Annotated in this window: 16 protein-coding genes; 8 read left to right on the forward strand and 8 right to left on the reverse strand. The window is 73.1% G+C overall.

The window, feature by feature from the left end; all coding sequences use genetic code 11:
• The first annotated feature begins 108 nt into the window (after positions 1 to 108).
• Positions 109 to 561 (forward strand): DUF4442 domain-containing protein, encoded by a 453-nt coding sequence (locus tag ACFYXM_RS18915; protein ID WP_389290624.1) that lies wholly within the window; start codon positions 109 to 111, stop codon positions 559 to 561.
• A gap of 176 nt (positions 562 to 737) precedes the next feature.
• On the opposite strand, the gene ACFYXM_RS18920 is transcribed toward ACFYXM_RS18915, so the two are convergent.
• A complete protein-coding gene (locus ACFYXM_RS18920) occupies positions 738 to 1,280 on the reverse strand; it encodes a gamma carbonic anhydrase family protein (protein ID WP_389290626.1) in 543 nt (180 codons plus the stop codon).
• Between the two features lie 154 nt (positions 1,281 to 1,434).
• Here ACFYXM_RS18920 and ACFYXM_RS18925 point away from each other — a divergent pair, with 154 nt between their 5' ends.
• On the forward strand, positions 1,435 to 2,190 hold the full coding sequence (locus ACFYXM_RS18925) for an acyltransferase (RefSeq protein ID WP_389290810.1): 756 nt from the start codon (positions 1,435 to 1,437) through the stop codon (positions 2,188 to 2,190).
• A gap of 12 nt (positions 2,191 to 2,202) precedes the next feature.
• On the opposite strand, the gene ACFYXM_RS18930 is transcribed toward ACFYXM_RS18925, so the two are convergent.
• Positions 2,203 to 3,054, reverse strand: a complete 852-nt coding sequence (locus ACFYXM_RS18930) for an aminoglycoside N(3)-acetyltransferase (RefSeq protein WP_389290627.1) — start codon at positions 3,052 to 3,054, stop codon at positions 2,203 to 2,205.
• A 207-nt stretch (positions 3,055 to 3,261) separates the two neighbouring features.
• Positions 3,262 to 3,672 carry a CoA-binding protein gene (locus ACFYXM_RS18935; RefSeq protein WP_389290629.1) on the reverse strand — a complete coding sequence of 137 codons (411 nt, stop codon included), beginning with the start codon at positions 3,670 to 3,672 and terminating at the stop codon, positions 3,262 to 3,264.
• Between the two features lie 58 nt (positions 3,673 to 3,730).
• On the opposite strand from ACFYXM_RS18935, the gene ACFYXM_RS18940 reads away from it, so the two are divergent.
• The 4 genes from ACFYXM_RS18940 to ACFYXM_RS18955 all read left to right on the forward strand — a co-directional run bounded on the left by ACFYXM_RS18940 (position 3,731) and on the right by ACFYXM_RS18955 (position 9,998).
• The gene (locus tag ACFYXM_RS18940) at positions 3,731 to 4,357 is read left to right on the forward strand and encodes a YigZ family protein (protein ID WP_389290631.1); all 627 of its coding nucleotides are present in this window, start codon (positions 3,731 to 3,733) and stop codon (positions 4,355 to 4,357) included.
• Between the two features lie 131 nt (positions 4,358 to 4,488).
• Complete coding sequence (locus ACFYXM_RS18945; RefSeq protein WP_389290633.1) at positions 4,489 to 5,436, forward strand: ornithine cyclodeaminase family protein; 948 nt, start codon at positions 4,489 to 4,491, stop codon at positions 5,434 to 5,436.
• A gap of 219 nt (positions 5,437 to 5,655) precedes the next feature.
• On the forward strand, positions 5,656 to 6,822 hold the full coding sequence (locus ACFYXM_RS18950; RefSeq protein WP_389290635.1) for an exonuclease SbcCD subunit D: 1,167 nt from the start codon (positions 5,656 to 5,658) through the stop codon (positions 6,820 to 6,822).
• On the forward strand, positions 6,819 to 9,998 hold the full coding sequence (locus ACFYXM_RS18955; protein WP_389290637.1) for an AAA family ATPase: 3,180 nt from the start codon (positions 6,819 to 6,821) through the stop codon (positions 9,996 to 9,998). Before ACFYXM_RS18950 ends, ACFYXM_RS18955 begins: the two co-directional genes overlap by 4 nt.
• 263 nt (positions 9,999 to 10,261) lie before the next feature.
• Here the strand turns inward: ACFYXM_RS18955 and ACFYXM_RS18960 are convergent, their stop codons facing one another.
• On the reverse strand, positions 10,262 to 11,947 hold the full coding sequence (locus ACFYXM_RS18960) for a DUF885 domain-containing protein (protein ID WP_389290639.1): 1,686 nt from the start codon (positions 11,945 to 11,947) through the stop codon (positions 10,262 to 10,264).
• 75 nt (positions 11,948 to 12,022) lie between these two features.
• Positions 12,023 to 12,520 (reverse strand): Lrp/AsnC family transcriptional regulator, encoded by a 498-nt coding sequence (locus ACFYXM_RS18965; RefSeq protein WP_389290641.1) that lies wholly within the window; start codon positions 12,518 to 12,520, stop codon positions 12,023 to 12,025.
• Between the two features lie 59 nt (positions 12,521 to 12,579).
• On the opposite strand from ACFYXM_RS18965, the gene ACFYXM_RS18970 reads away from it, so the two are divergent.
• A complete protein-coding gene (locus ACFYXM_RS18970; protein WP_389290643.1) occupies positions 12,580 to 13,899 on the forward strand; it encodes a trans-sulfuration enzyme family protein in 1,320 nt (439 codons plus the stop codon).
• A 177-nt stretch (positions 13,900 to 14,076) separates the two neighbouring features.
• Here ACFYXM_RS18970 and ACFYXM_RS18975 read toward each other — a convergent pair whose 3' ends face one another.
• The 3 genes from ACFYXM_RS18975 to ACFYXM_RS18985 form a co-directional block, all read right to left on the reverse strand.
• Positions 14,077 to 15,558: a GNAT family N-acetyltransferase gene (locus tag ACFYXM_RS18975; protein WP_389290644.1), complete on the reverse strand. Its 1,482-nt coding sequence runs from the start codon at positions 15,556 to 15,558 to the stop codon at positions 14,077 to 14,079.
• A 207-nt stretch (positions 15,559 to 15,765) separates the two neighbouring features.
• Entirely contained in the window at positions 15,766 to 18,465 is a 2,700-nt protein-coding gene (locus ACFYXM_RS18980) for a DUF6493 family protein (RefSeq protein ID WP_389290646.1), read from the reverse strand.
• Positions 18,462 to 19,835, reverse strand: a complete 1,374-nt coding sequence (locus tag ACFYXM_RS18985) for an SWIM zinc finger family protein (RefSeq protein ID WP_389290648.1) — start codon at positions 19,833 to 19,835, stop codon at positions 18,462 to 18,464. Before ACFYXM_RS18985 ends, ACFYXM_RS18980 begins: the two co-directional genes overlap by 4 nt.
• A gap of 206 nt (positions 19,836 to 20,041) precedes the next feature.
• Here ACFYXM_RS18985 and ACFYXM_RS18990 point away from each other — a divergent pair, with 206 nt between their 5' ends.
• Positions 20,042 to 20,926 carry an RNA polymerase sigma-70 factor gene (locus ACFYXM_RS18990; RefSeq protein WP_389290650.1) on the forward strand — a complete coding sequence of 295 codons (885 nt, stop codon included), beginning with the start codon at positions 20,042 to 20,044 and terminating at the stop codon, positions 20,924 to 20,926.
• Positions 20,927 to 21,034: the final 108 nt, after the last annotated feature.

A 21,034-nucleotide genomic window follows, 5' to 3' on the forward strand; every position in this document is an offset into this window, starting at 1 on the left:
CCCGTGAGCGGATGGTGAAGGAAGCGGCGTGGAGGCAACGGGGGCCCGGGGCGGGGACCGGAGAAGCGGGGATGGCACGTCCGGGCTACCCGAAAGTAACATCAGCTCATGAGTGCTGAACAGTCGGCCGTCGGCGAGATGCTCGCCGCCACGGTCCCCATGGCCCGTACCCTCCGTCTGGAGTTCCTGGAGACGACAGCCGAACGCGCGGTGGTCCGGCTGCCGGACCAGGCCGAATACCACAACCACATCGGCGGTCCCCACGCCGGAGCGATGTTCACGCTCGCGGAATCGGCGAGCGGCGCGATCGTCCTGGCCGCCTTCGGCGACCAGTTGTCGCGCGCCGTGCCACTGGCCGTGCGGGCGGAGATCGGCTACAAGAAGCTGGCCATGGGAGAGGTCACGGCGACGGCGACCCTGGGCCGGCCGGTGGCCGACGTCGTCGCGGAACTGGACCGCGGGGAGCGGCCCGAATTCCCCGTGGCCATCGAGATACGGCGTGCGGACGGCGCGGTGACCGGCGAGATGACGGTCCTCTGGACGCTGCGTCCCAACGCCTGATCCCGGGCCGCCCGCACGGGGCTGCCGCGCCTCCGGCGAACGGGGGAGCGGCAGCCCCGTACGTCGTCCGCGCGGGCGGCGCACCGGCCGGCCGGGCGGGGGCGGATCGCCCCACCGCCCGGCGGATACCGGCCCGGGCCCGGGGAGTCCTCGCCCGCCCCGGTCGTCCCCTCGGGTCATCGCCCGGCGCGTTCCTCGTGCGCCCTGCGGTGCGCCTCGGCCAGTTCGACGTAGCCCGCCGCGTTGAACCTGATGCCCTCGCGTTCCTCCTCGGTCAACTGCCGCTTGACCTTGGCGGGCACTCCCGCGACCAGGGAACCCGGCGGCACCTGCATGCCCTGCGGCACCAGCGCATGCGCCGCGATCAGCGAACCCGCCCCGATGCGGGCGCCGTTGAGGACAGTGGCTCCCATGCCGACCAGGACGTCGTCCTCGACGACGCAGCCGTGGAGCACCGCGTTGTGCCCGACCGAGACACGCTCGCCGACGGTGACGGCGAAGCCGGGATCGGTGTGGACGCTGCAATTGTCCTGGACGTTGCTGTCCGCGCCCACCACGATGGGGCCGCAGTCGGCGCGCAGGACGGCGTGGTACCAGACGCTGGAGCCCGCCGCCAGCGTGACCTCGCCGATCACGACGGACGTCGGCGCGGTGAAGGCGTCCGCGGCGACCTCCGGTTCCTTGCCGCCGATTCCCGTCACCAACGCCTGCTCCGCCATCGTCCGTTCCTCCGTGCTCAGCCGGTGCGCGTCCCCGGATGTCCGATCGCGTCGGAGGAACGCTATGCGACGGGCGACGGGCCGTCCCCGAGTGGGGTGAACATCACAGGTGCTCGCGGTGATCGGGCCGCACGCCGCCGACTACCGTGTGCGGGTGCCGAACAACAGGAACGCGTTCTCCCCCCTCGCCGCCTGGCGGCGGCGCGTCCTCTCCCGTGCCGTCCACCACGGCTGGCGCCGGGTGCGGGAGTGGGGCGCGGTCACCGCGGAGCACCCCGGTGGACTGCGGTTCGGCCGGATCGGCGACGGGACCCGGCTGGCCTTTCCACAGGGCACCGTCTTCGGCGAGAAGTGGATCGAACTCGGCGCCCACTGCGTGATAGGGGAACAGGTCACGCTCACCGCGGGACTCATGCCCGATCTGGACCTGGGGCCGGAACCGATCCTGACCCTCGGCGACGGCGTGGTGCTCGGCAGAGGAAGCCATGTCGTCGCAGACACCCGGGTCGCCATCGGCTCCGACACGTACTGCGGACCGTACGTCTACATCACGTCCACCAACCACAGTTACGACGATCCGCACGAGCCGATCGGCCGGCAGTGGCCCCGCATGGAGCCGGTCGCCATAGGACCCGGCTGCTGGATCGGCACCGGATCGGTGATCCTCCCGGGGGCCACCCTCGGACGCAACGTGGTGGTGGCCGCGGGCGCCGTCGTACGCGGCCACGTGCCCGACCACGCGGTGGTGGCCGGGGCCCCCGCCCGTGTCGTGCGCAGCTGGGACCCGGAGAAGGGCTGGCAGCCGCCGCTGCGTACCCCCGCACCGGTGCCGATCCCGGCGGACGCCACTCCCGAGCAGCTGCTCGCGCTGGCGGAGCCCGGCGAGACCCCCGGCCCGTCCGCGCGCTGAACGCCGCGTCCGTCAGCCGTCCGTGCGGCATGGCGTCCGGTCCGCGGCACCCGCCCGGAGCGAGGGCAGACGGCGGGCCGCGAAATCGACGGCGGCGTCCAGGCGGAAGAGCAGGCTCGTCGACGAACCGACCGGACCGCTCCGTACCCCCGCACCACCGTCCGCGCGCGCGAACTCGGCTCCCAGCACGGCGAAATCGCCGTCGTCCAGCGCGATGTCCTCGTACTCCCACCACTGGCGCCGCCCTCCGGTCCCCACCACGCAGCGGTAGCGGCGACGGGGCGGGGACGGCATCCGGTACTCGCCCAGGTGGAACGCCGTGCAGGTGCCGAACCCGGTGCCCAGCAGCAGCACCTGGGCGCGCAGCTCGTGGAGACGGGCCAGCGGGGAGTCCTCGCCGAGGTGGCAGTCGGGGCGGTGGCCCGCCGTCAGCTCCCCGGCCAGGGGGCCGAGCGCGGTGAAGGACGTCTGGGGATGGTCGCTGCGCACCGCCCCCTCGGTGAGCCGCACGGTCTCCGGGAGCAGGCCCATCGACGGCGCGGCCGTCGTCGCCGGGTCGAAGGGGGGCATCCGCGCCCGCACGGCCTCCCGCTCCCGGTCGGTCAGACCGCGCACCCGGTCGAGGTACTGCGGAGAGGTGTCCGAGTTCTCCGGGGTGAAGGACGGGACGACGAGCGTGCCGTGCTCGCCGAGGGCGTCCCGCAACGCTCCCAGCACCGCCCGGACCTCACCGCGCACCGGGCCCACCGCACGCATCGAGGCATGGACCATCAGGACGCCGCCCCGCGCCACTCCCAGCTCGGACAGTTGCTCCGCGAGCCCGGCTCGGGTGTGGGGGGCGATCGACGACGGTGTAGTGGTCACAGCCCGCCATTCTCCCAGTGGCCCGGCAATGTGACACCACGCACATCCGGACGGAGGGCGGGCCGCTGCGACCGCGCGTGCCGGGCGCCGCACGGCAGGCGGCCGTTGGAGACGCCTTAGGGCCTGTCTGGAGTTGTGATCTGGGCTCGCGGGGCGTGGTGCGCACGCTCGCCGCTCCCTGATCCAGATCACAACTCCAGACAGGCCCTAACCGCCCAGTGCGGGGATTTCGATCGCGGGGCAGCGGTCCATGACCATGTCGAGCCCGGCCGCGCGCGTGCGTTCGTACGCCTCGGTGTCGACCACGCCGAGCTGGAACCAGACCGACTTCGCGCCGATCGCCACCGCCTCGTCGGCCACGCCGCCCGCCAGCCCGCTGTTGACGAAGACGTCCACCACGTCCACCGGGAACGGTATGTCCGCCAGCGAGGCGTACCCCTGCTCCCCGTGGACCGGCTCCGCCTTCGGATGCACCGGGACCACCCGCTTGCCGAAGCGCTGAAGCACCTCGGCGACGCGATGGGCCGCCCGCGACGGGTTGTCGGACAGGCCGACCACGGCCCAGGTGTCGCCCGAGTGCAGAAGAATCCTGCGGATCGTCTCCGAGTCTGCGTACATGATCGGGACAACGGACGGCGGTCTCCGGCTGTTCCCGGAAGGGGCATAGGCTAGCCGGATGCAGGAGCAGTACCGGACCGTCGCCCGCGCGGGCGTGCACGAGACCGAGATCAACCGGTCGCGTTTCATCTGCGCGCTCGCCCCCGCCGCCACCGAACAGGAGGCGCAGGACTTCCTCGCTCGCGTACGTGCCGAGCACCCCACCGCCACCCACAACTGCTTCGCCTACGTGATCGGCGCCGACGCGTCCGTGCAGAAGGCCGGCGACGACGGAGAACCGGGCGGCACTGCCGGTGTCCCGATGCTGCAGATGCTGACCCGCCGGGAGATGCGCTACGTCGTCGCCGTCGTCACCCGCTACTACGGGGGCGTGAAACTCGGAGCGGGGGGCCTGATCCGGGCGTACGGGGGAGTGGTCGGCGAGGCCCTCGACGCCCTCGGCACCATCACCCGGCAGCGGTTCCGCCTCGCCACGATCACCATCGGGCATCAGCGGGCCGGCAAGCTGGAGAACGATCTGCGGGCCACCGGCCGGTCCGTGCGCGAGGTCCGGTACGCGGAGGCCGTCGTCATCGAGGTCGGACTGCCGGACTCGGACGTGGAATCGTTCCGCGGCTGGCTCGCCGACGCGACGGCGGGCGAGGCCCGGCTGGAACTCGGCGGCGAGGCGTACGGGGACGCGTGACGCAGGCGCCCGGCGGGGAGGACCCGGCCGGGACGACTCGCCGGGGCGGCCCTCCCGACGGCCTCGCGCACACGGCGTCCCGGCGTGGGGGCACGGGCGGGAGCCCGTCGGCCGCATCGGACAATAGGGCCATGACCCGGCTTCTGACCAGCAGCGATCTCCTGGCCGTGCTCGAACCGGACGCCTGTCTGGAGGCCCTGCGCGACGGCTTTCGCCGGGCCGGTGCCTCCACCGTCGCCGGCCGGCGGATCCGCACGGACCTCCCGTTCCCGGGTACGGCGACGGCCCTGATGCCCGGACTGCTGCCGGGCATCGACGCGTACACCGTCAAGGTCAATGCCAAGTTCCCGGGCGCCCGGCCCGCGCTGCGCGGCGTGATCTGCCTGCACAGCGGACGGGACGGTGAACTCCTCGCCCTGCTCGACTCCGCCACCGTCACGGCCTGGCGGACCGGCCTCGCCGCGGCCCTCGGCACCCATGTCCTCGCCGCACCCGATCCGGCGGGCGAAGCGGTGCTCGGCGTCGTCGGCGCGGGCGCGCAGGCCGAGATCGTGGTCCGTGGCGTACGGAGCCTGCGCGCATTCCGCGACCTGGTGGTGCACGACACCGCCCCGGAGCGAGCGGCAGGCTTCGCCGGCCGGCACCGGGGCCGTGTCGTCGGCTCGGCGGCCGAGGTCGCCGCGGCCGCGGACGTCGTCCTGCTCGCCACCTGGTCGCGGACTCCGTTGCTGAGCCTCGCCGATACCCGTCCCGGCCAGCACTTCACCACACTCGGTGCCGACGAGCCCGGCAAACAGGAACTCTCCGCCGACCTGCTCGGCTCCGCCCTTCTCGTCGTCGACGACCGCGAACTCGCCGCGACCACAGGAGCCCTGGCCGCGGCGGGACTGCCGCCCGACGCCGCGCACGCCACGCTCGGCGAACTGCTCGACGGCACCCGTCCCGGCCGCGTTCCGGACACGGCACGCTCCGTATACGCACCCGTCGGGCTCCCCTGGCAGGACCTGGCCGTCGCCTGGGTCGCCTACCGACAGGCGGAACGGCTCGGCGTCGGGACGCCGGTCGATCTTCTCGGCTGAAGGCGCCGAGGGCGGCCGATGCCGGTGGGACACTGTGAGCGGTGAGAACACTGTGCTCAGCGGGAAGAACGGTGTGCTCACCGGTACGGAAGCGGTCGCGGCGGGCGATCGGCGCGGATCACGGACCCGCGCCGGTCCGCGGGCCGGTCATGGTGTGCGCCGGGCACGGAAACGGACGCGGGGGCGGAGGAAGAAGATGACGCAGGGCGGAGCCGGCACGTGAGAATTCTGCACACATCGGACTGGCACCTGGGCCGGTCCTTCCACCGGGTCTCCCTGCTCGAAGCCCAGGCGGCCCACCTGGACCACCTGGTGGCCACGGTGCGCGAGCACGAGGTGGACGCGGTCGTCGTGGCGGGTGACGTGTACGACAGGGCCGTGCCCCCGCTGTCCGCCGTCGAACTCTTCGACGAAGCGCTGCACCGGCTCGCGGCCGCCGGGGTACCCACCGTGATGATCTCCGGGAACCACGACTCGGCGCGCAGGCTCGGCGTCGGCGCCGGGCTGATCGGACGGGCCGGAATCCATCTGCGGACCGACCCCGCCCACTGCGCCACCCCCGTCGTCCTGCGCGACGCCCACGGTGACGTGGCGTTCTACGGGCTGCCCTATCTGGAACCCGCCTTGGTCAAGGATGCCCTCGGGGCGGAGCGCGCCGGACACGAGGCGGTGCTGGGCGCCGCCATGGACCGGGTGCGCGCCGACCTCGCCGAACGGCCCGGAGGCACCCGCTCCGTCGTGCTCGCCCATGCCTTCGTCGCGGGCGGAGAACCCAGCGACAGCGAACGCGACATCACCGTCGGCGGGGTCGCCGCCGTACCCGCCGGAGTCTTCCACGGCGTCGACTACGTGGCGCTCGGACACCTTCACGGCAGCCAGACCGTCACCGAGCGGATCCGCTACTCCGGTTCACCGCTCGCCTACTCCTTCTCCGAGGCCACCCACCGCAAGACGATGTGGCTCGTCGACCTCGACGCCTCGGGGGGCATCACCGCCGAACGCCTCGACTGCCCCGTGCCCCGACCGCTCGCCAGACTCCGCGGCCGCCTCGACTCCCTCCTCGACGACCCCGCGCTGGAACGCCACCGGGACTCCTGGGTCGAGGCCACGCTCACCGACCCGGTGCGCCCCACCGAACCGATGGCCCGACTCGCCGAACGCTTCCCCCACACCCTCAGCCTCGTGTTCGACCCCGACCGGGCCCCCGAAGACCCGCTCGCCTCGTACGCACAGCGCCTCCAGGGGCGCGACGACCAGCAGATCGCGGAGGACTTCGTGGCACACGTGCGCGGCGGCGCGGCGGCGGACGAGCGGGAACGCGCCGTGCTGCGCGACGCCTTCGATCACGTCCGGGTGGACGACACGCTGCGCGAGGTGAACCGGTGAGGCTGCACAGGCTCACGCTCACGGCCTTCGGGCCGTTCGGCGGCACTCAGCACATCGACTTCGACACGCTCTCCTCGGCCGGGCTCTTCCTGCTGCACGGGCCGACCGGTGCAGGGAAGACCTCGGTCCTCGACGCCGTGTGCTACGCCCTGTACGGCTCGGTGCCCGGCGTCCGTCAGACCCCCGGCGGCTCGCTGCGCAGCGACCACGCCCCGGTGGACGTACCCACCGAGGTCACCCTCGACCTGACTGTCGGCGGCCGGCGCCTCGAAGTCACCCGGCGTCCGGCCCAGGCCCGCCCCAAGAAGAAGGGCGACGGCTTCACCACGGAGAAGGCGCAGAGCCGTCTGCGCGAGTACGAGCCGGACGGCGGCCGGCGGTCGCTCAGCCGCTCGCACCAGGAGATCGGCGAGGAGATCACGCAGCTGATCGGGATGAGCCGCGACCAGTTCTGCCAGGTGGTGCTCCTGCCGCAGGGCGACTTCGCGCGCTTTCTGAGGGCCGACGCCGAGTCGCGGGGCAAACTGCTCGGCAGGCTCTTCGACACCCGTCGCTTCGCCGCCGTCGAGGACCGGCTCGCCGACCTCCGCCGTGCCGCCGAGGCCCAGGTCAGGGCCGGGGACGAACGCGTCCTCGCGACCGCTCAGCGGATCGCCCAGGCCGCCGGTCCGGCCGCGCGCGAAGCGGTGCTCCCCGGCCTCCGGCCCGGTGACCCCGGGCTCGCCGCGAGCGTGCTGGAGTGGGCCGCGCAGGCCCGTAGCGGCGCCCGGGAACGGCTCGACGTCGCCGCGTCCGCGCTGGCCCTCGCCGAGGGCCGACAGGAGTCCGCCCGCCTGGCCCTCGACGCCGAACGCGAACGTGCCGCGCTCCAGCAGCGGTACGAGGAGACCCGGCGACGCGCCGCCGCGCTCGAAACCGGCCGTCCCGACCACGACCGCCGCCGTGAACGGCTCGCCCGCGCTCGCAAGGCGGACCAGGTCGCCCCCGCCCTGGAACTGCGCGAGGAGGCCGAACGCGCCTGCCACGCCGCCCGGGAGGCCCGGGACCGCGCCCGCGCACCGCTGCCCGCCTCCCTCGCCGAGGCGGGCGCCGAACAACTGGCCGAACTGGAGCGCGGGGTCCGTCAGGAACTCGGCGGACTGGACGCCGCGAAGCGCGCCGAGCGGCGCAGCGCGGAGATCGACGCCGAACGTACCGGGCTGGAACGACAGGCCCGGGCGGACGACGAGCTGATCCAGGAGGCGAAGGGCTGGCTGGCCGGCTGGGAGGCGACCCGGCATGCCCTGCGGGCCCGGGTCGAGGAGGCCCAGGAGGCGGCGACCCGTGCGGAACAGTTCGCGGGAAGGCTGGAACCCGTCCGGGCGCGGTGGGAGGCGGCCCGGCGACGCGACGCGCTCGCCCTGGAGGTGTCGGCCGCCGTCGAGCGGCTGGCCCTGGCCCGGGAGCACGCCGTCGGTGCCCACGAGTCCTGGCTGGAGCTGCGCGAACGGCGTCTGCGCGACATCGCCGCGGAACTGGCCGCAGAACTGGTGGACGGTGAGCACTGCGCGGTGTGCGGTTCGAGAGAGCACCCCGCCCCCGCGCGCGCGAGCGACGGCCATGTCGACCGGGCCGCCGAGGAACGGGCCCTGGACGCCTACCGGCGGGCCGAGGACGTGCGCACCCGGGCCGACCGGGAGCTGGGGATCCTGCGCGAGAAGCACCTGACGGCCCGGGCCGCGGCGCGGTCGGCCGTGCCGCAGCCGAGGGACGGCGCGGATGCCGTCGAACGGGCCGGTGCCGGGCGCGTCGCCGGGGCCGCGGGCGCGGAGCCGGCCGTGCCGGGGGAACCGGTGGGCGAGGAGGCGGTGGCACGGACGACGCCGTCCCCCTCCGAGTCCGCCGCGGAACCCGCCGCCGACCCCTCTGCCGCCGAACTCGCCGAACTCGTCGAGAGGCTGACCCACCGGCACGCCGAGGCGCACCGGGCCGCGGCCGGGACCCACGCGGCGCGCGAGGCACTGGCAGCCGCCGAGCGGGAACACTCCGAGCGGCTGGAAGGGCTGCGGTCGGCCGAGCGCCGGGTCGCGGCCCGCATCTCCCTGCGGGAGGGGCTGGACCGGGAACAGGCGTCGCTGGAAGGCGAGTTGGCGGTCGCGCGGGGCGACCGCGCCAGCGTCGCCGAGCACGCGGAGCTGCTGGAGCGAAGGGCCGGGCTGCTCGCCGCGGCCGCCATGGCGGTACGCGAGGAGGAGGCGGCCGCACAGCGTCGCAAGGAGGCCGACGGCCGACTCGCCGACGCCGCGTTCCGGGCCGGGTTCGACACCCCGCAGGAGGCCGCCGCGAGCCTGCTGTCCGACGCCGAACAGCGTGAACTCCAGCGGCTGACCGACGCCTGGCAGTCGGAGTCCGCCGCCGTCGCCGACCGGCTCGCCGAGACCGCGGCCCGTACCGCCGCCGACGGGCCGCCGGCCGGGGTGGAGGCCGCGCGGGCCGCGTACGACGCCGCCGAGCGGCTGCTGCGGGAGGCGTCGGCCGCGCTGTCCGCCGCACGGGAGCGCTGTGCCGAACTGGCCCGGCTGTCGCGCGGTGCCACGAACGGGGTGCGCGATCTCGGCCCGCTGCGCGAGGAGTACGACCGGGTGGCACGGCTGGCCGCGCTCACCGCCGGTACCTCGGCGGACAACGAGCGCAAGATGCGGCTGGAGTCCTACGTACTGGCCGCACGGCTCGAACAGGTCGCCGCCGCGGCCACCGCGCGGCTGGAACGCATGTCGTCCGGCCGGTACACCCTGGTCCATTCCGACGCCCGGACCGGAAGCCGCAGGTCCGGTCTCGGCCTGCACGTGGTCGACGCCTGGACCGGCCGCGAACGCGACACGGCGACGCTCTCGGGAGGCGAGACGTTCTTCGCCTCACTGGCTCTCGCGCTCGGCCTCGCCGATGTCGTCACCGACGAGGCGGGCGGCGTACGGCTGGACACGCTCTTCATCGACGAGGGCTTCGGCAGCCTGGACGACCAGACGCTCGACGAGGTGCTCGACGTCCTGGACTCGCTGCGCGAACGGGATCGCTGCGTCGGCATCGTCAGCCATGTGGCCGATCTGCGCCGCCGTATCCCCGCCCAGCTCGAAGTGGTGAAGGAGCGCGACGGGTCGGCGGTACGGCACCGCGCGTCGGGCACGGCTGTCGGCTGACGGCTGTCGACCGCCCGTCTTCGTCACGCCGGACGCCCGCCGCGCGGCCGTTCGTGCCGGGGCCGGTCCGCCGCCCACGCCGCCCGGCCCCGAGGGACCCGGGGCCGGCCGACACGAGCGGGACGCGTGCGATCACCCTCTCCTCGCTCCGGCCGCCCGTCCGGCCGCCGAGAAGGAGAGGCTGATCGCACGGTCCCGTCGGAGTCTGAACGTCCGCTCGGAGCCCGGACGGTTTCGCGTCCGGTCGGAGCGTGGACCTCCGGTCAGAGCTTGGACAGCTCGTCCACCAGGTCGTCGAGTCCGAGCGGACCCTGCGAGAGCGCGGCCATGTGCCACGCCTTCGCGTCGAACGCGTCGCCGTGCGCCTTGCGCGCGTTCTCCCGGCCGAGCAGCCACGCGCGCTCGCCCAGCTTGTACCCGATGGCCTGCCCCGGCATCGAGAGGTAGCGGGTGAGCTCGCTCTCCACGAAGTCGGCCGGACGGCCGCTGTGGTTGCCGAAGAACTCCTGGGCCAGGTCGGGGGTCCACCGCTCGCCGGGGTGGAACGGGGAGTCCGCGGGGATCTCCATCTCGGCGTGCATGCCGATGTCCACGATCACCCGGCAGGCGCGCATCATCTGGGCGTCCAGGTAGCCGAGCCGGCGCTCGGGGTCGGGCAGGAAGCCCAGTTCGTCCATGAGCCGCTCCGCGTACAGCGCCCAGCCCTCGCAGTTCGCGCTGACCTCGCCGATCGACGCCTGGTAGCGGGAGAGGCTGTCGGCGACGTGCGTCCACTGCGCGATCTGCAGGTGGTGGCCGGGCACACCCTCGTGGTACCAGGTCGAGACCAGGTCGTAGACCGGGAAGCGGGTCTCGCCCATGGTGGGGAGCCAGGTGCGGCCGGGGCGGGAGAAGTCCTCGGACGGGCCCGTGTAGTACGGAGCCGCGGCACCGCCGGGCGGGGCGATGTGGGACTCCACCTTCCGCACCCGTTCGGCGAGTTCGAAATGCGTCCCGTCGAGCGCCTCGATGGCCTCGTCCATCAGGTTCTGGAGCCAGGTCCGGACCTCGTCGACCCCCTCGATGTGCTTGCCGTGGACGTCGAGATGGGCCAGCGCCTCCCAGGGACCCGCGCCGGGCAGGATCTTCCCGGCCTCGGTCCTCATCTCGGCGAGCAGCCGGTGGTACTCGGACCAGCCGTACGCGTACGCCTCGTCGAGGTCCAGGTCCGTGCCGTTGAAGTAGCGCGACCAACGCGCGTACCGCTCGCGGCCCACGATGTCCGGCGCACCCTCGACCGCCGGGGCGTACACCTCGCGCATCCAGTCCCGCAGCTCCGCGACCGACTTCGTCGCCCGCGCGGCGGCCTCGTCCAGCCCGGCGCGCAGAGGCGCGGGACCCGCGGCGGCGAACTCCTCGAAGAAGCCCGTCCCGTCGTCACCGGCCCACTCGTCGAGCTGGCCGATGAACGTCGCGGTGGCGCGCGGCCCCCCGTACAGCCCGCGCTCCAGGCCGAGCGCCAGTGATTCGCGGTACCCCTCCAGCGCGGCGGGAACCGCGCGCAGCCGGTCCACGACCGCCGCCCAGTCCTCGTCGGTCCCGGTCGGCGTCACCGTGAACACCTCGCGGATGCTGTGCGCCGGAGAGTGGATGTTGGAGACCGAGCGCAGTCCCTCGTCCGCCTCGTGGACGGCGAGTTCCGCCGTGAGGCGCTCGCGGAGCAGACGGCCGCAGCGGCGTTCGGCGTCGGTGTCCGCGCCGGGCAGCCGTTCGGCGGCGTCGAGCCTCGCGAGGGTGGTGCGGGCAAGCTCCGCACGGGCCTCCTGCCCGGCGGGGGAGAAATCGGGGAGATGCCGCGAACTCGCCGCGACACCCAGGTACGTGCCGGAGATCGGGTCGAGTTCGATGTATGCGTCGACGTAGGCGTCGGCGACCTGGCGGGGCAGTGCGCTGCCGGCAATTTCTGACATGCGGACATCCTGGTACGGCGAGGGCCTCCGCGTCATCAGCATTCGGACTCAGGGACCTGTTCCCTGCGCTCCGGCTCAGGGACCTGTTCCCTGTGCTCCCGCCGTCGGCGGCAGCAGCGGTCCGCACTCCCACTGCTGGAAGATCAGCCGGGTCTCCACCCGGGCCACCTCGCGCCGTGACGTGAACTCGTCCAGCACCAGACGCTGAAGGTCCGCGGTGTCGGCGACCGCGACATGGACCAGGTAGTCGTCGGGCCCGGTCAGATGGAAGAGCGCGCGGGACTCCGGCAGCGCCCTGATCCGTTCGACGAACGGACCGATCAGCTCCCTGCGGTGCGGGCGCACCTGTACGGAGAGCAGCGCCTCCAGCCCCCGGCCGATCCGCGCCGGGTCGAGGCGCAACCGGTGACCGAGGATGACCCCGGAACGACGCAATCTGGCCACCCGGTCCAGACAGGTCGACGGGGCGACACCGACCTCGGCGGCCAGTTCACGGTAGGTGGTCCGGGCATCGTTCTGCAGCAGCCGCAGAATGTGCAGGTCCACCGGGTCGAGAACGACGGATTCGGACATCTGTCGAACGTAGCACGGGACAGTCCCGGTGAGACCCGGGTGATGTTCAGAGTGATGTCATGGACACCGAATCCTTCATGGCGCCCCCGGAGACCCCCCGCTCCCGGGCGCTCGCCACCGAAGCCGTGCACGCGGGCCGTGACGATCTCGCCGCCCTCGGCCTGCACACTCCCCCGATCGACCTGTCCACCACCTACCCCTCGTACGACTCCCGGGGCGAGGCCCGGCGGATCGACGCCTTCGCCACGAACGGCGCCAGGCCCGACGGCCCGCCCGTCTACGCGCGCCTGGACAATCCGACGACCGCCCGGTTCGAGGACGCGCTCGCCCGGCTCGAAGGGGCGGAGAGCGCCGTGTCGTTCGCCAGCGGAATGGCGGCGCTCACCGCCGTGCTGCTGGTCCGGGCGAGCATGGGCCTGCGTCACGTGGTCGCCGTCCGTCCGCTCTACGGCTGCAGCGACCATCTCCTCGGTACCGGTCTGCTGGGCACCGAGGTGACCTGGACCGATCCGGCGGGCATCGCCGAGGCCATCCGGCCGGACACGGGTCTGGTGATGGTGGAGACGCCCGCCAACCCCACGCTCGCCGAGGTCGACATCCGGGCGATCGCGCACTCCTGCGGTTCGGTGCCGCTGCTCGTCGACAACACCTTCGCCACGCCCGTGCTCCAGCGGCCGGTGGAGTACGGCGCCCGGATCGTGCTGCACAGCGCCACCAAGTACCTCGGAGGGCACGGCGACGTGATGGGCGGCGTCGTCGCCTGCGACGAGGAGTTCGCGGCGGGTCTGCGGCAGGTGCGCTTCGCCACCGGCGGCGTGCTGCACCCGATGGCCGGGTACCTGCTGCTGCGCGGCCTCGCGACGCTCCCGGTACGGGTGCGGGCGGCCTCCGCGACCGCCGCGGAACTGTCGCGCAGGCTGGCGGCCCACCCGCGCGTCGCCCGGGTCCACTACCCGGAACTGGGCGGGGCGATGGTGTCGTTCGAGGTGCACGGCGATCCCCACCGGGTGATCTCGGCCGTACGGCTCATCACCCCGGCGGTCAGCCTCGGCAGCGTCGACACCCTGATCCAGCACCCGGCGTCCATCAGCCACCGCATTGTGGAGGAGGGGGACCGGCAGGCGTCCGGCGTCGGGGACCGGCTCCTGCGCATGTCGGTCGGGCTGGAGGACGTCGAGGACCTGTGGGCCGATCTCTCCCTGGCGCTGGACTGCGACGAGCCGAGTCCCGGTGAACGGGAACCGGTGTCGCGGACGGTCCACGTGTCCGGGACGGTCGGCGCTCCCGGGACGAACGGCGTGTCCGAGGCCGCTTCCGTCTCCGGAGCGGACCGGGGCCCCGGAGCGGTCCGGGCCGTCGGGACGGGCCCGGCCTTGTAAGGGGGGTGAGGTCCGGCCCGGCGAGGACGGCCGGGGGCGTGTGGACGGGAGTCCGCACGCCCCCGGCCGTCGGGTGCGCGGTCGGAGTGGGGCACCGGGTCGCTGATCGTGCTCGTCGGCCGGTGCGGGGTGCTCGTTCCCCGATGACCGGGCCGGTGGCCGTGACCGGCCTGTTCGTCAGTGACCGGCTTGCTCGTACGGCGGCAGCGAACGGACCGGTGTCGCGTCCAGCCGGGCGGTGATGACGAGCGTGCCTTCCTCGATCTGGTAGTCCAGCGGCAGGGCCAGCGCACGCATGGCCGCGACCATGCCGGTGTTGGAGGCCCGGGTGACCGCGTAGACGTTCTCGCAGCCCGCCTCGACGGCGAGCGCCACCAGTCGGCGAAGCAGCTCGGAACCGATTCCGCGCCGCTGCCAGTCGTCCTCGACGAGCAGGGCGACCTCGGTCTCGTCGCCGTCCCACAGAAGGTGGCCCAGGGCGACCAGGCGTCCCGAGGCGGTCTGCGCGGCCAGGGTGCGGCCGAATCGGGGGCTCAGCAGATGGTCCAGGTAGCGGTCGGCGTCGCGCACCGGGCCGTGATAGCGCAGGGCGAGTGTCCGGCCGGAGCAGCGGTCGTGCATGGCCCGGGCCGCCTCCAGATCGTTCTGGCCGGCGCGGCGCACGGTGATCTCGTTGCCCTCGGGGAGCGTGAGCACGTGTTCGGTGCGCGGTATGCGGGGGCCCAGCCGGGCGTCCAGTTCCACCAGGGCCCGCGCCCGGGCGAACTCGGTCGGCGTGAACGGCAGATACGGTCTCTCGACGGTGATCGTGCCCCCGGACGGATCTCGCAGCCGCATCACCGTTTCCGTCAGCACTCCCTCCGCCGGGGTTGTGTCCCTGTCCGGCGCGCGACCGGTGACCGGGATCGAGGGCAGCGAGCGGATTGTGCAGCGGCCCAGCAACTGGCGCAGGGCGAGGGGTAGTTCTGCTGCGTCCAGTGCCGTGCGTGCGGCGAGACCGAGTACCCGGGTCGGGGTGTCCACCAGGTCGTGGGCGTCGGCCCGCTCGATCCAGGTGGACCCGCCCCCGGCGGCGGAGACGGACCGGCTCAGTTGCCGGGCCCGGAGGGACGCGGGGGCGCGCAGCAGGAACTCGTCGACGGTTCCGCGCGGCAGCGGGTGCGTCTGCAAGGTGAGGATGTCGACCCGGTGCCGGGCGAGCGCCAGGCACAGCGCGGCGAGACTCCCCGGTGCGTCCCGCACGGTGCTCCGCATCCGCCACAGCGCCGTGTCCTCGGCAGCCGGGGCCGTCCCGGACCCCGTCGGCTCGGGCACGATCACCGTCGTCGCGACACCACCGGCGGAGCCGGGCCCGTCCGCGGTCTCGGCGCGGTGGCCCGGCGGCCCGTCGGTCTCGCCGACGTCGTCGGCGACGAGACCGCTCCCGCTCGGCGGGGGAGCGTGACTGTGGCGCCGCGCCCACCAGGTGTGGAACGCCGCGGTCACGGTCAGGGCCACGGCCGAGGCGATCAGGAGGTACGGTCCACCGGGCTGGTGCCCGATCAGGTTGGCGATGGCGTCGGCCACCGCCACGGCGGTGAACAGTGCGGCCAGCTCGATCAGGTCCCGCCGCCAGTGGTGCGGGCGGCGGGAGGTCGTGGTGGATGTCCTGTCAGTCATGACTTCACTGTGACCGAGCGGTGTTGCCCGATCGCGAACAGTCTGTGACCGATGGGTTAAGTGAGCATCTGGCCCCTAACATCCGTTTTGGCGGAAAATCGCCTTGAGTAATTGCGGCCTGTCCGGACCGGCACTGGTCCGGATGTTGTCCGGCCACGCTCCGCGCGGTTCGCGCGCACGCGGGTCACGCCTCGACGGTCGAGGCGGTCACGCCGGTCCTGCTTTCCCCCAGGCGGCCTGCAGACGCACCGCCTGCCGTACCAGTTGCGAGGAGCCGCCGCGGGCCGCCGTCTCGGCGAGCCCGGGTATCAGCTCGGCCCGCACCGCGCCGCAGCGTTCCGCGCATTCGGCGGCCACGGCGAGCAGATCACTCAGCCCACGCGGAGCCTTCTGGCGGGCGAGCAGTCCGGGCAGGAGCGCGGCGAGCACGGAGAGCGTCGTCCGGTACGCGCCGGTGGTGGCGGCGGTGCGTACCGACTCCGCGACCCGGTTCGGCTTCGCCAGCCCGTGTTCGACGAGGGTCGTCAGCTGCTCGCCCAGCAGTGAGGCGTCCAGCTGTTGGCGCGCGGCGAGTACCAACAGGGCGTCCACCGCGGAGAGACGGTCCTCCTGGTGCCTGCACGCCAGACCGTACGCGACCGCCAGATGGACCGCCTCGCCTGCGGGCGCGTCGAGCTCGGCGAGCGACGGCAGCGGACGCATGGTGTCCCGTATCTCCTCGACCGTGCCGATCGAGATGTTCGGCAGCATCCAGGCGGCCAGCGTCTCCGCGTCCTGGGGCAGGGACGAGACCCAGCCCTCCGGCCGTTCGCCCCAGTGGTAGCACACATGATGCGTGGGAGTGTGCGGCTTCCCCAGCCAGTGGAAGAGGCGGGGGAACTCCCGCCGGACGAACGGGTTTTCCTCACTGGCCGTCAGCACGCGGTGCGTCCAGGTGCCCGGCGTCGACACCAGCCCGCCGGCCGTATGGGTCCGCTTCTCCAGGTCGAAGCGGCGTACCCGGCCGAGCGGTTCGTCGGCGCGCAGCCACGCCGCCAGAAGGCCGCCCTCCGGCGTGCCGAGAGCCGCTGCCGCCGCCGCTGCCTCGTGCTGTGCCTCGCCGCGGGGTACGCGGAGCAGGGCCTGACCGAAATCGACGTCACCGGGCCGGACGCCCAGGCGCTGGTACGCGCGCAGCCGGTCCACCAGCACGGCCGGATCGAGGGAACCGGTGTGCGATGTGGGTACGGCCAGCAGGAACGGCACCCCGCCGTCGAGCACGGCGTCGGCCGCCTCCCACAGGCGGGCCTTGCGGATCCCGTCCAGTGCGGCGTGGGCACACCTCCAATCGGGCTTCCGCGACGGACGGTCGGCTGCCACGGCCCGCGCCGGCTCCCCGCCGAGGAGCGTGGCCACGACGATCTCGATGCCCGAGTGCGAGACGAGCCACCGCCTGAGATGAGGGTTGGGCTCGCTGTCGATCCGCCACTGACCGGTCAGCGCCTCACGGAGCGCGTCGCCCAGCGCCGTCCGGTCCGCATGGGCGTGCCGCACCAGCCCGTCCAGTGTCCGCTCGAACGCCGACACGTCGAAGGGGGCGCCGGAGCCGCCGAATCGAGACCGCAGATCGCTCGTCAGGAGCGCCACCTCCTCGATGAGTTCGGGCAGCGTGGCCGGGGCGGGCGCGAGAGGCCGCGGCACGGGAGGGAGCGGAAGCACTTCCTCGTACGGTTCCGCAGTCGGCCGGTCGCCGGGCAGGACACCGAGGGCCGCGGCTGCGGCTTCCTGATGCACCGGGCTCAACCGTGCGGCGGAAAGGGCAAGTTCTTCCTGTGTTGTCTCACCGGTGGAGGCGAGGTAGCGCGTCACGAGCTTCAGTGCCCGCTCCTGAAGGCCGATGTCCTCGTGCCCGAAGACCTCGGCGACGGCGGGCAGCAGTTCGTCGGCCGCCGACGGGTCGCGCCGCAAGACCTTGCCGATCAGCACCAGCTGGGACCGGACCAGCTTCTTCTCGGTGCGGAACAGCACGGCACCCGAGACCTCCGCCAGCGACCGCACCGGCAGCTCGCCGCGCTCGTCCATCCGGCCGAGCACCGCCTGGGCGTGGCCGGCCACGGTGGAGATCCCGTCCGCCGCCATGGCGGCCCAGTCGGCGAGATGCCCGGTCTCCTCCTGCTCGGTCAGCTCCAGGCGCCGCAACAACGCCAGGCAGAACCGCTGTTCCGCGGGCTTCCCGCCCCGGAGCAACCGTGTAAGAGACATCTCCACGAGCGGCGTCCGCTCGACGAGACCCTCGTCGACGAGAGCGAGCAGCGCCACCGGCCACTGGCACGGATTCTGCGTCGTCTCGTCGAACCAGATCATCGACGACGGCAGCTCCGGCAACTCGAAGACGCGGGGGAGGAGAACCGGCAGGTACGGGTCGGCGCGGAGGATGTCGGTCAAGGGGCGCGTCTTGCGCGTCTGCCAGGGCGCGGAGGAGACGTGCTCCGCCCAGCCGCGCACGAAGGCGTCCGTGGTGGGGACCGGACACCCTGCGAGCTTCACCAGGCCGACGATGAGTTCGTACGCGGACTCCACCGCCGCGGGCCGCGCCGCGAGCCGATGGGCCACATCGGCGACCCAGGCGGGATCGCGGTCCTTCAGCACCTCGACGACCCGGAAGAAGGGGGGCCGTCGCCACCCCACCAGATCCCGGCCCCCCAGCCAGGTGGCGCACGCCGCCGCCCCCGTGTGGCAACCCGCACCGGCCACGAACAGGGCGTCGCGCGACCTCTCCCGCTCGTTCCACTGCCAGCCCCGTGCCTCTTTGCGCAGGGCCTTCAACTCCACGAGGGCCGCCCGGCGTTCGGCCGGGTCCAGCCCCGCCAGCAGACCCGGGACGTCCTTCACGTGCCCTTCCCGGACGGCGGTGAGCAGGCCCTTCATCGCGCACCTCCGGCGACCGGCGCACCACGACGGACCATCCGTACGGCCAGGGCGTGCTTGCAGGGGCCCCGGCGGCCTCGATAGTCGATCCACCACTGGCAGGTACAGCCGAGCATTCCGTCCTTCTCCCTCACTTGGTAACGACGCTCGCCCGAGGAGACGACCGCCACGTCCCCGTCGAGCGCGACCGCTCCGGAGCCGGCCAGTTCCCGGGCCGCGACCAGACGCGGGTTGTGCCGCTCCACGCGGTCCGCGTCGTACGGCAGCTCGCGATGGAAGTAGGCGGCGTCCGCGAGGTCGTAGCCGACCCGGCCCGCCGTCCCCAGCCGGGTGAGCGCGGCCCGTACCCGCTCCACCGTCAGACCCGACTGCTCCGCCAGGTCGGCGGGCTCGATACGCGGCTCCCAGGCCAGCAGCAGCGACACCAGCTCGGCGTCGGCCGCGGCGTCCTCGGTGGCCAGTGCCTCCAGCACCCCGCCCTCGCCGGAGAAGCCGCGCGATGCCTCGGGCGACAGCGTGAGCGTGAGCCGCATGCCGGGAAGCACCGCCTCCCAGGCGCTCGCGGTCGCGGCGCCGTCGGCCACCGGCCCGTACACCCGCAGGGACATCGCATGACGCAGCACCCGCTGAAACGCCACCAGCCGCTCGGGGCCCGGCAGACACACCGCCCCCGACACCGGCCGTGTCGTCGGCCGCAGCGTCTTCCCCGCCGGGATCACCCAGCGCGCGCCGCGCGAGGCGTTCCCCGACGTGCGCGGCAGCGACCGCAGGAACCGCACGGCCTCGGCGGCGGGCAGCTCGGCCCGCAGATCGAAACCGGCCGACACCACCTGCGCCTCCGCGAAGCCGCGCAGCCACCGGTCCGGCAGCGGCACCTTCTTCTCCACGACCGGTCCGTCCAGCGTGGTGACGGCCATCTCCTCCGGACCCACCCGCATGTGCAGCGGATCGTCACCCGTTATCCGGGAAAGAGCTTCCCGCAATGGGTTGTTGACGTCCACGTTCGTCGTGCCGTGCCCCGTCTCCGCGCCGTCCAGCCCCTCGCGCAGCACATCGAGCCGCGCGTACACGCCGCAGCAGCCGGAGAACGACTCGAAGCGCAATCGGTCGCCGTTGCCCGTCACCACGGGATCGAGCGAGGCGGGCAGGGTCCGCTGGTAGTAGCGCGCGGACGCCACGTCCGCCACGGCCAGCAGGCCGCGGGCGGCGACGCTCGGCGAGGTGAGGAATCCGGAGAAGAACCGGGGATGGGGTTCGGCACCCCGGGGAGTGAGTCCACCGGACGTCTCCAGACCGAGCAGCGGCCCGGCCTGTGAGGACTCCACGGCGGACGGGCGTGCGTAGGCCAATGCCTGAACGGATCGGGTCATGGAAAAAAACCGTAGGACCCACCACTGACAATCGGTCCCCGACCGCCGCCCGGAGACGGCGGTCGGGGTCGCCTCACTGTCCGACGAGGCCCGGCCGCAGCACCTTGCTGAACAGCACCGTCCGGCTCCCGGAGGGCACCCACGGTTCGAGGGGAGCCGGGCGGCCGGTGCTGGACAGTGTTCCGCGCGTCCGCTGGGATGGACGGGTGACAGCCGACACCGCCACCGACGTCTTCGAGACGCACCGTTCCGTGCTCACCGGAGTCGCCTACCGCATGCTGGGCCGGATCGCCGACGCCGAGGACGTGGTGCAGGAGGCATGGCTGCGATGGTCGTCGGCCTCCCGCGAGGACGTACGGGAGCCGCGCGCCTATCTCGTCCGGATCACCACCCGTCTCGCCGTCGACCGGCTGCGGCAGGTGCGGTCGCAGCGCGAGGCGTACGTGGGGCCCTGGCTGCCGGAACCCCTCGTCACCGACTTCGGCCCCTCCGTACCCGACACGGCGGAACGGGCCGTTCTCGCGGACTCGGTGTCCCTCGCCGTTCTCGTCGTCCTCGAATCCCTGTCGCCGCTGGAACGGGCCGTCTTCGTGCTGCGCGAGGCGTTCGGTTTCCCGTACGCCGAGATCGCCACGGCCCTGGAACGCTCCGAGGCCGCCGTGCGTCAGCTCGCGGGGCGCGCCCGGCGCCACGTGGACGAGCGAAAGCCGCGCTACGACGTGGACCCGGCCCACCGTCGTGACCTCACGGAACGGTTCCTCGCCGCGGCGGCGGGCGGTGACATCGAGCGGCTGCTGGCGATGCTCGCCACCGATGTGCGGCTCGTCGGAGACAGCGGGGGAAAGGCCAAGGCACCGTTGCGCGTCATCGAGGGCGCCGACAAGGTGAGCCGCTTCCTCTGCGCCGTCGTCCACGACCGGACTCAGGAGTTCGACATACGGGCCGTGGAGCTCAATGGTCGTCCCGCCGTGGTGGTGCTCTCGGGCGGAAGGCCGGAATCCGCCGTCCAGATCGAGCTCAGGAACGGGCTCATCCAGTGCGTGTACATCATGCGCAACCCTGACAAACTCGTCGGTCTGGTCGACCAGTGACCGGTCTTCTCGTACCCCGGCACCCCTCCACCGGGGATGTGGCGGCCGGCGGGGCGTGACAGCCACCGGTCGTCCCGATCCTCCCAGCACCCCCTCCCGGGCTCCGCG

The sequence above is a fragment of the Streptomyces sp. NPDC002476 genome (assembly GCF_042889785.1).
GTDB lineage: Bacteria > Actinomycetota > Actinomycetes > Streptomycetales > Streptomycetaceae > Streptomyces.

What these genes read in the sequence shown, in the direction of transcription:
- ACFYXM_RS18935 (WP_389290629.1), bottom strand. Translation starts at nt 3,672, where the DNA reads ATGTACGCAGACTCGGAGACGATCCGCAGGATTCTTCTGCACTCGGGC.
- ACFYXM_RS18965 (WP_389290641.1), bottom strand. Translation starts at nt 12,520, where the DNA reads ATGTCCGAATCCGTCGTTCTCGACCCGGTGGACCTGCACATTCTGCGG.
- ACFYXM_RS18985 (WP_389290648.1), bottom strand. Translation starts at nt 19,835, where the DNA reads ATGACCCGATCCGTTCAGGCATTGGCCTACGCACGCCCGTCCGCCGTG.
- ACFYXM_RS18975 (WP_389290644.1), bottom strand. Translation starts at nt 15,558, where the DNA reads ATGACTGACAGGACATCCACCACGACCTCCCGCCGCCCGCACCACTGG.
- ACFYXM_RS18970 (WP_389290643.1), top strand. Translation starts at nt 12,580, where the DNA reads ATGGACACCGAATCCTTCATGGCGCCCCCGGAGACCCCCCGCTCCCGG.
- ACFYXM_RS18920 (WP_389290626.1), bottom strand. Translation starts at nt 1,280, where the DNA reads ATGGCGGAGCAGGCGTTGGTGACGGGAATCGGCGGCAAGGAACCGGAG.
- ACFYXM_RS18945 (WP_389290633.1), top strand. Translation starts at nt 4,489, where the DNA reads ATGACCCGGCTTCTGACCAGCAGCGATCTCCTGGCCGTGCTCGAACCG.
- ACFYXM_RS18915 (WP_389290624.1), top strand. Translation starts at nt 109, where the DNA reads ATGAGTGCTGAACAGTCGGCCGTCGGCGAGATGCTCGCCGCCACGGTC.
- ACFYXM_RS18960 (WP_389290639.1), bottom strand. Translation starts at nt 11,947, where the DNA reads ATGTCAGAAATTGCCGGCAGCGCACTGCCCCGCCAGGTCGCCGACGCC.
- ACFYXM_RS18940 (WP_389290631.1), top strand. Translation starts at nt 3,731, where the DNA reads ATGCAGGAGCAGTACCGGACCGTCGCCCGCGCGGGCGTGCACGAGACC.
- ACFYXM_RS18980 (WP_389290646.1), bottom strand. Translation starts at nt 18,465, where the DNA reads ATGAAGGGCCTGCTCACCGCCGTCCGGGAAGGGCACGTGAAGGACGTC.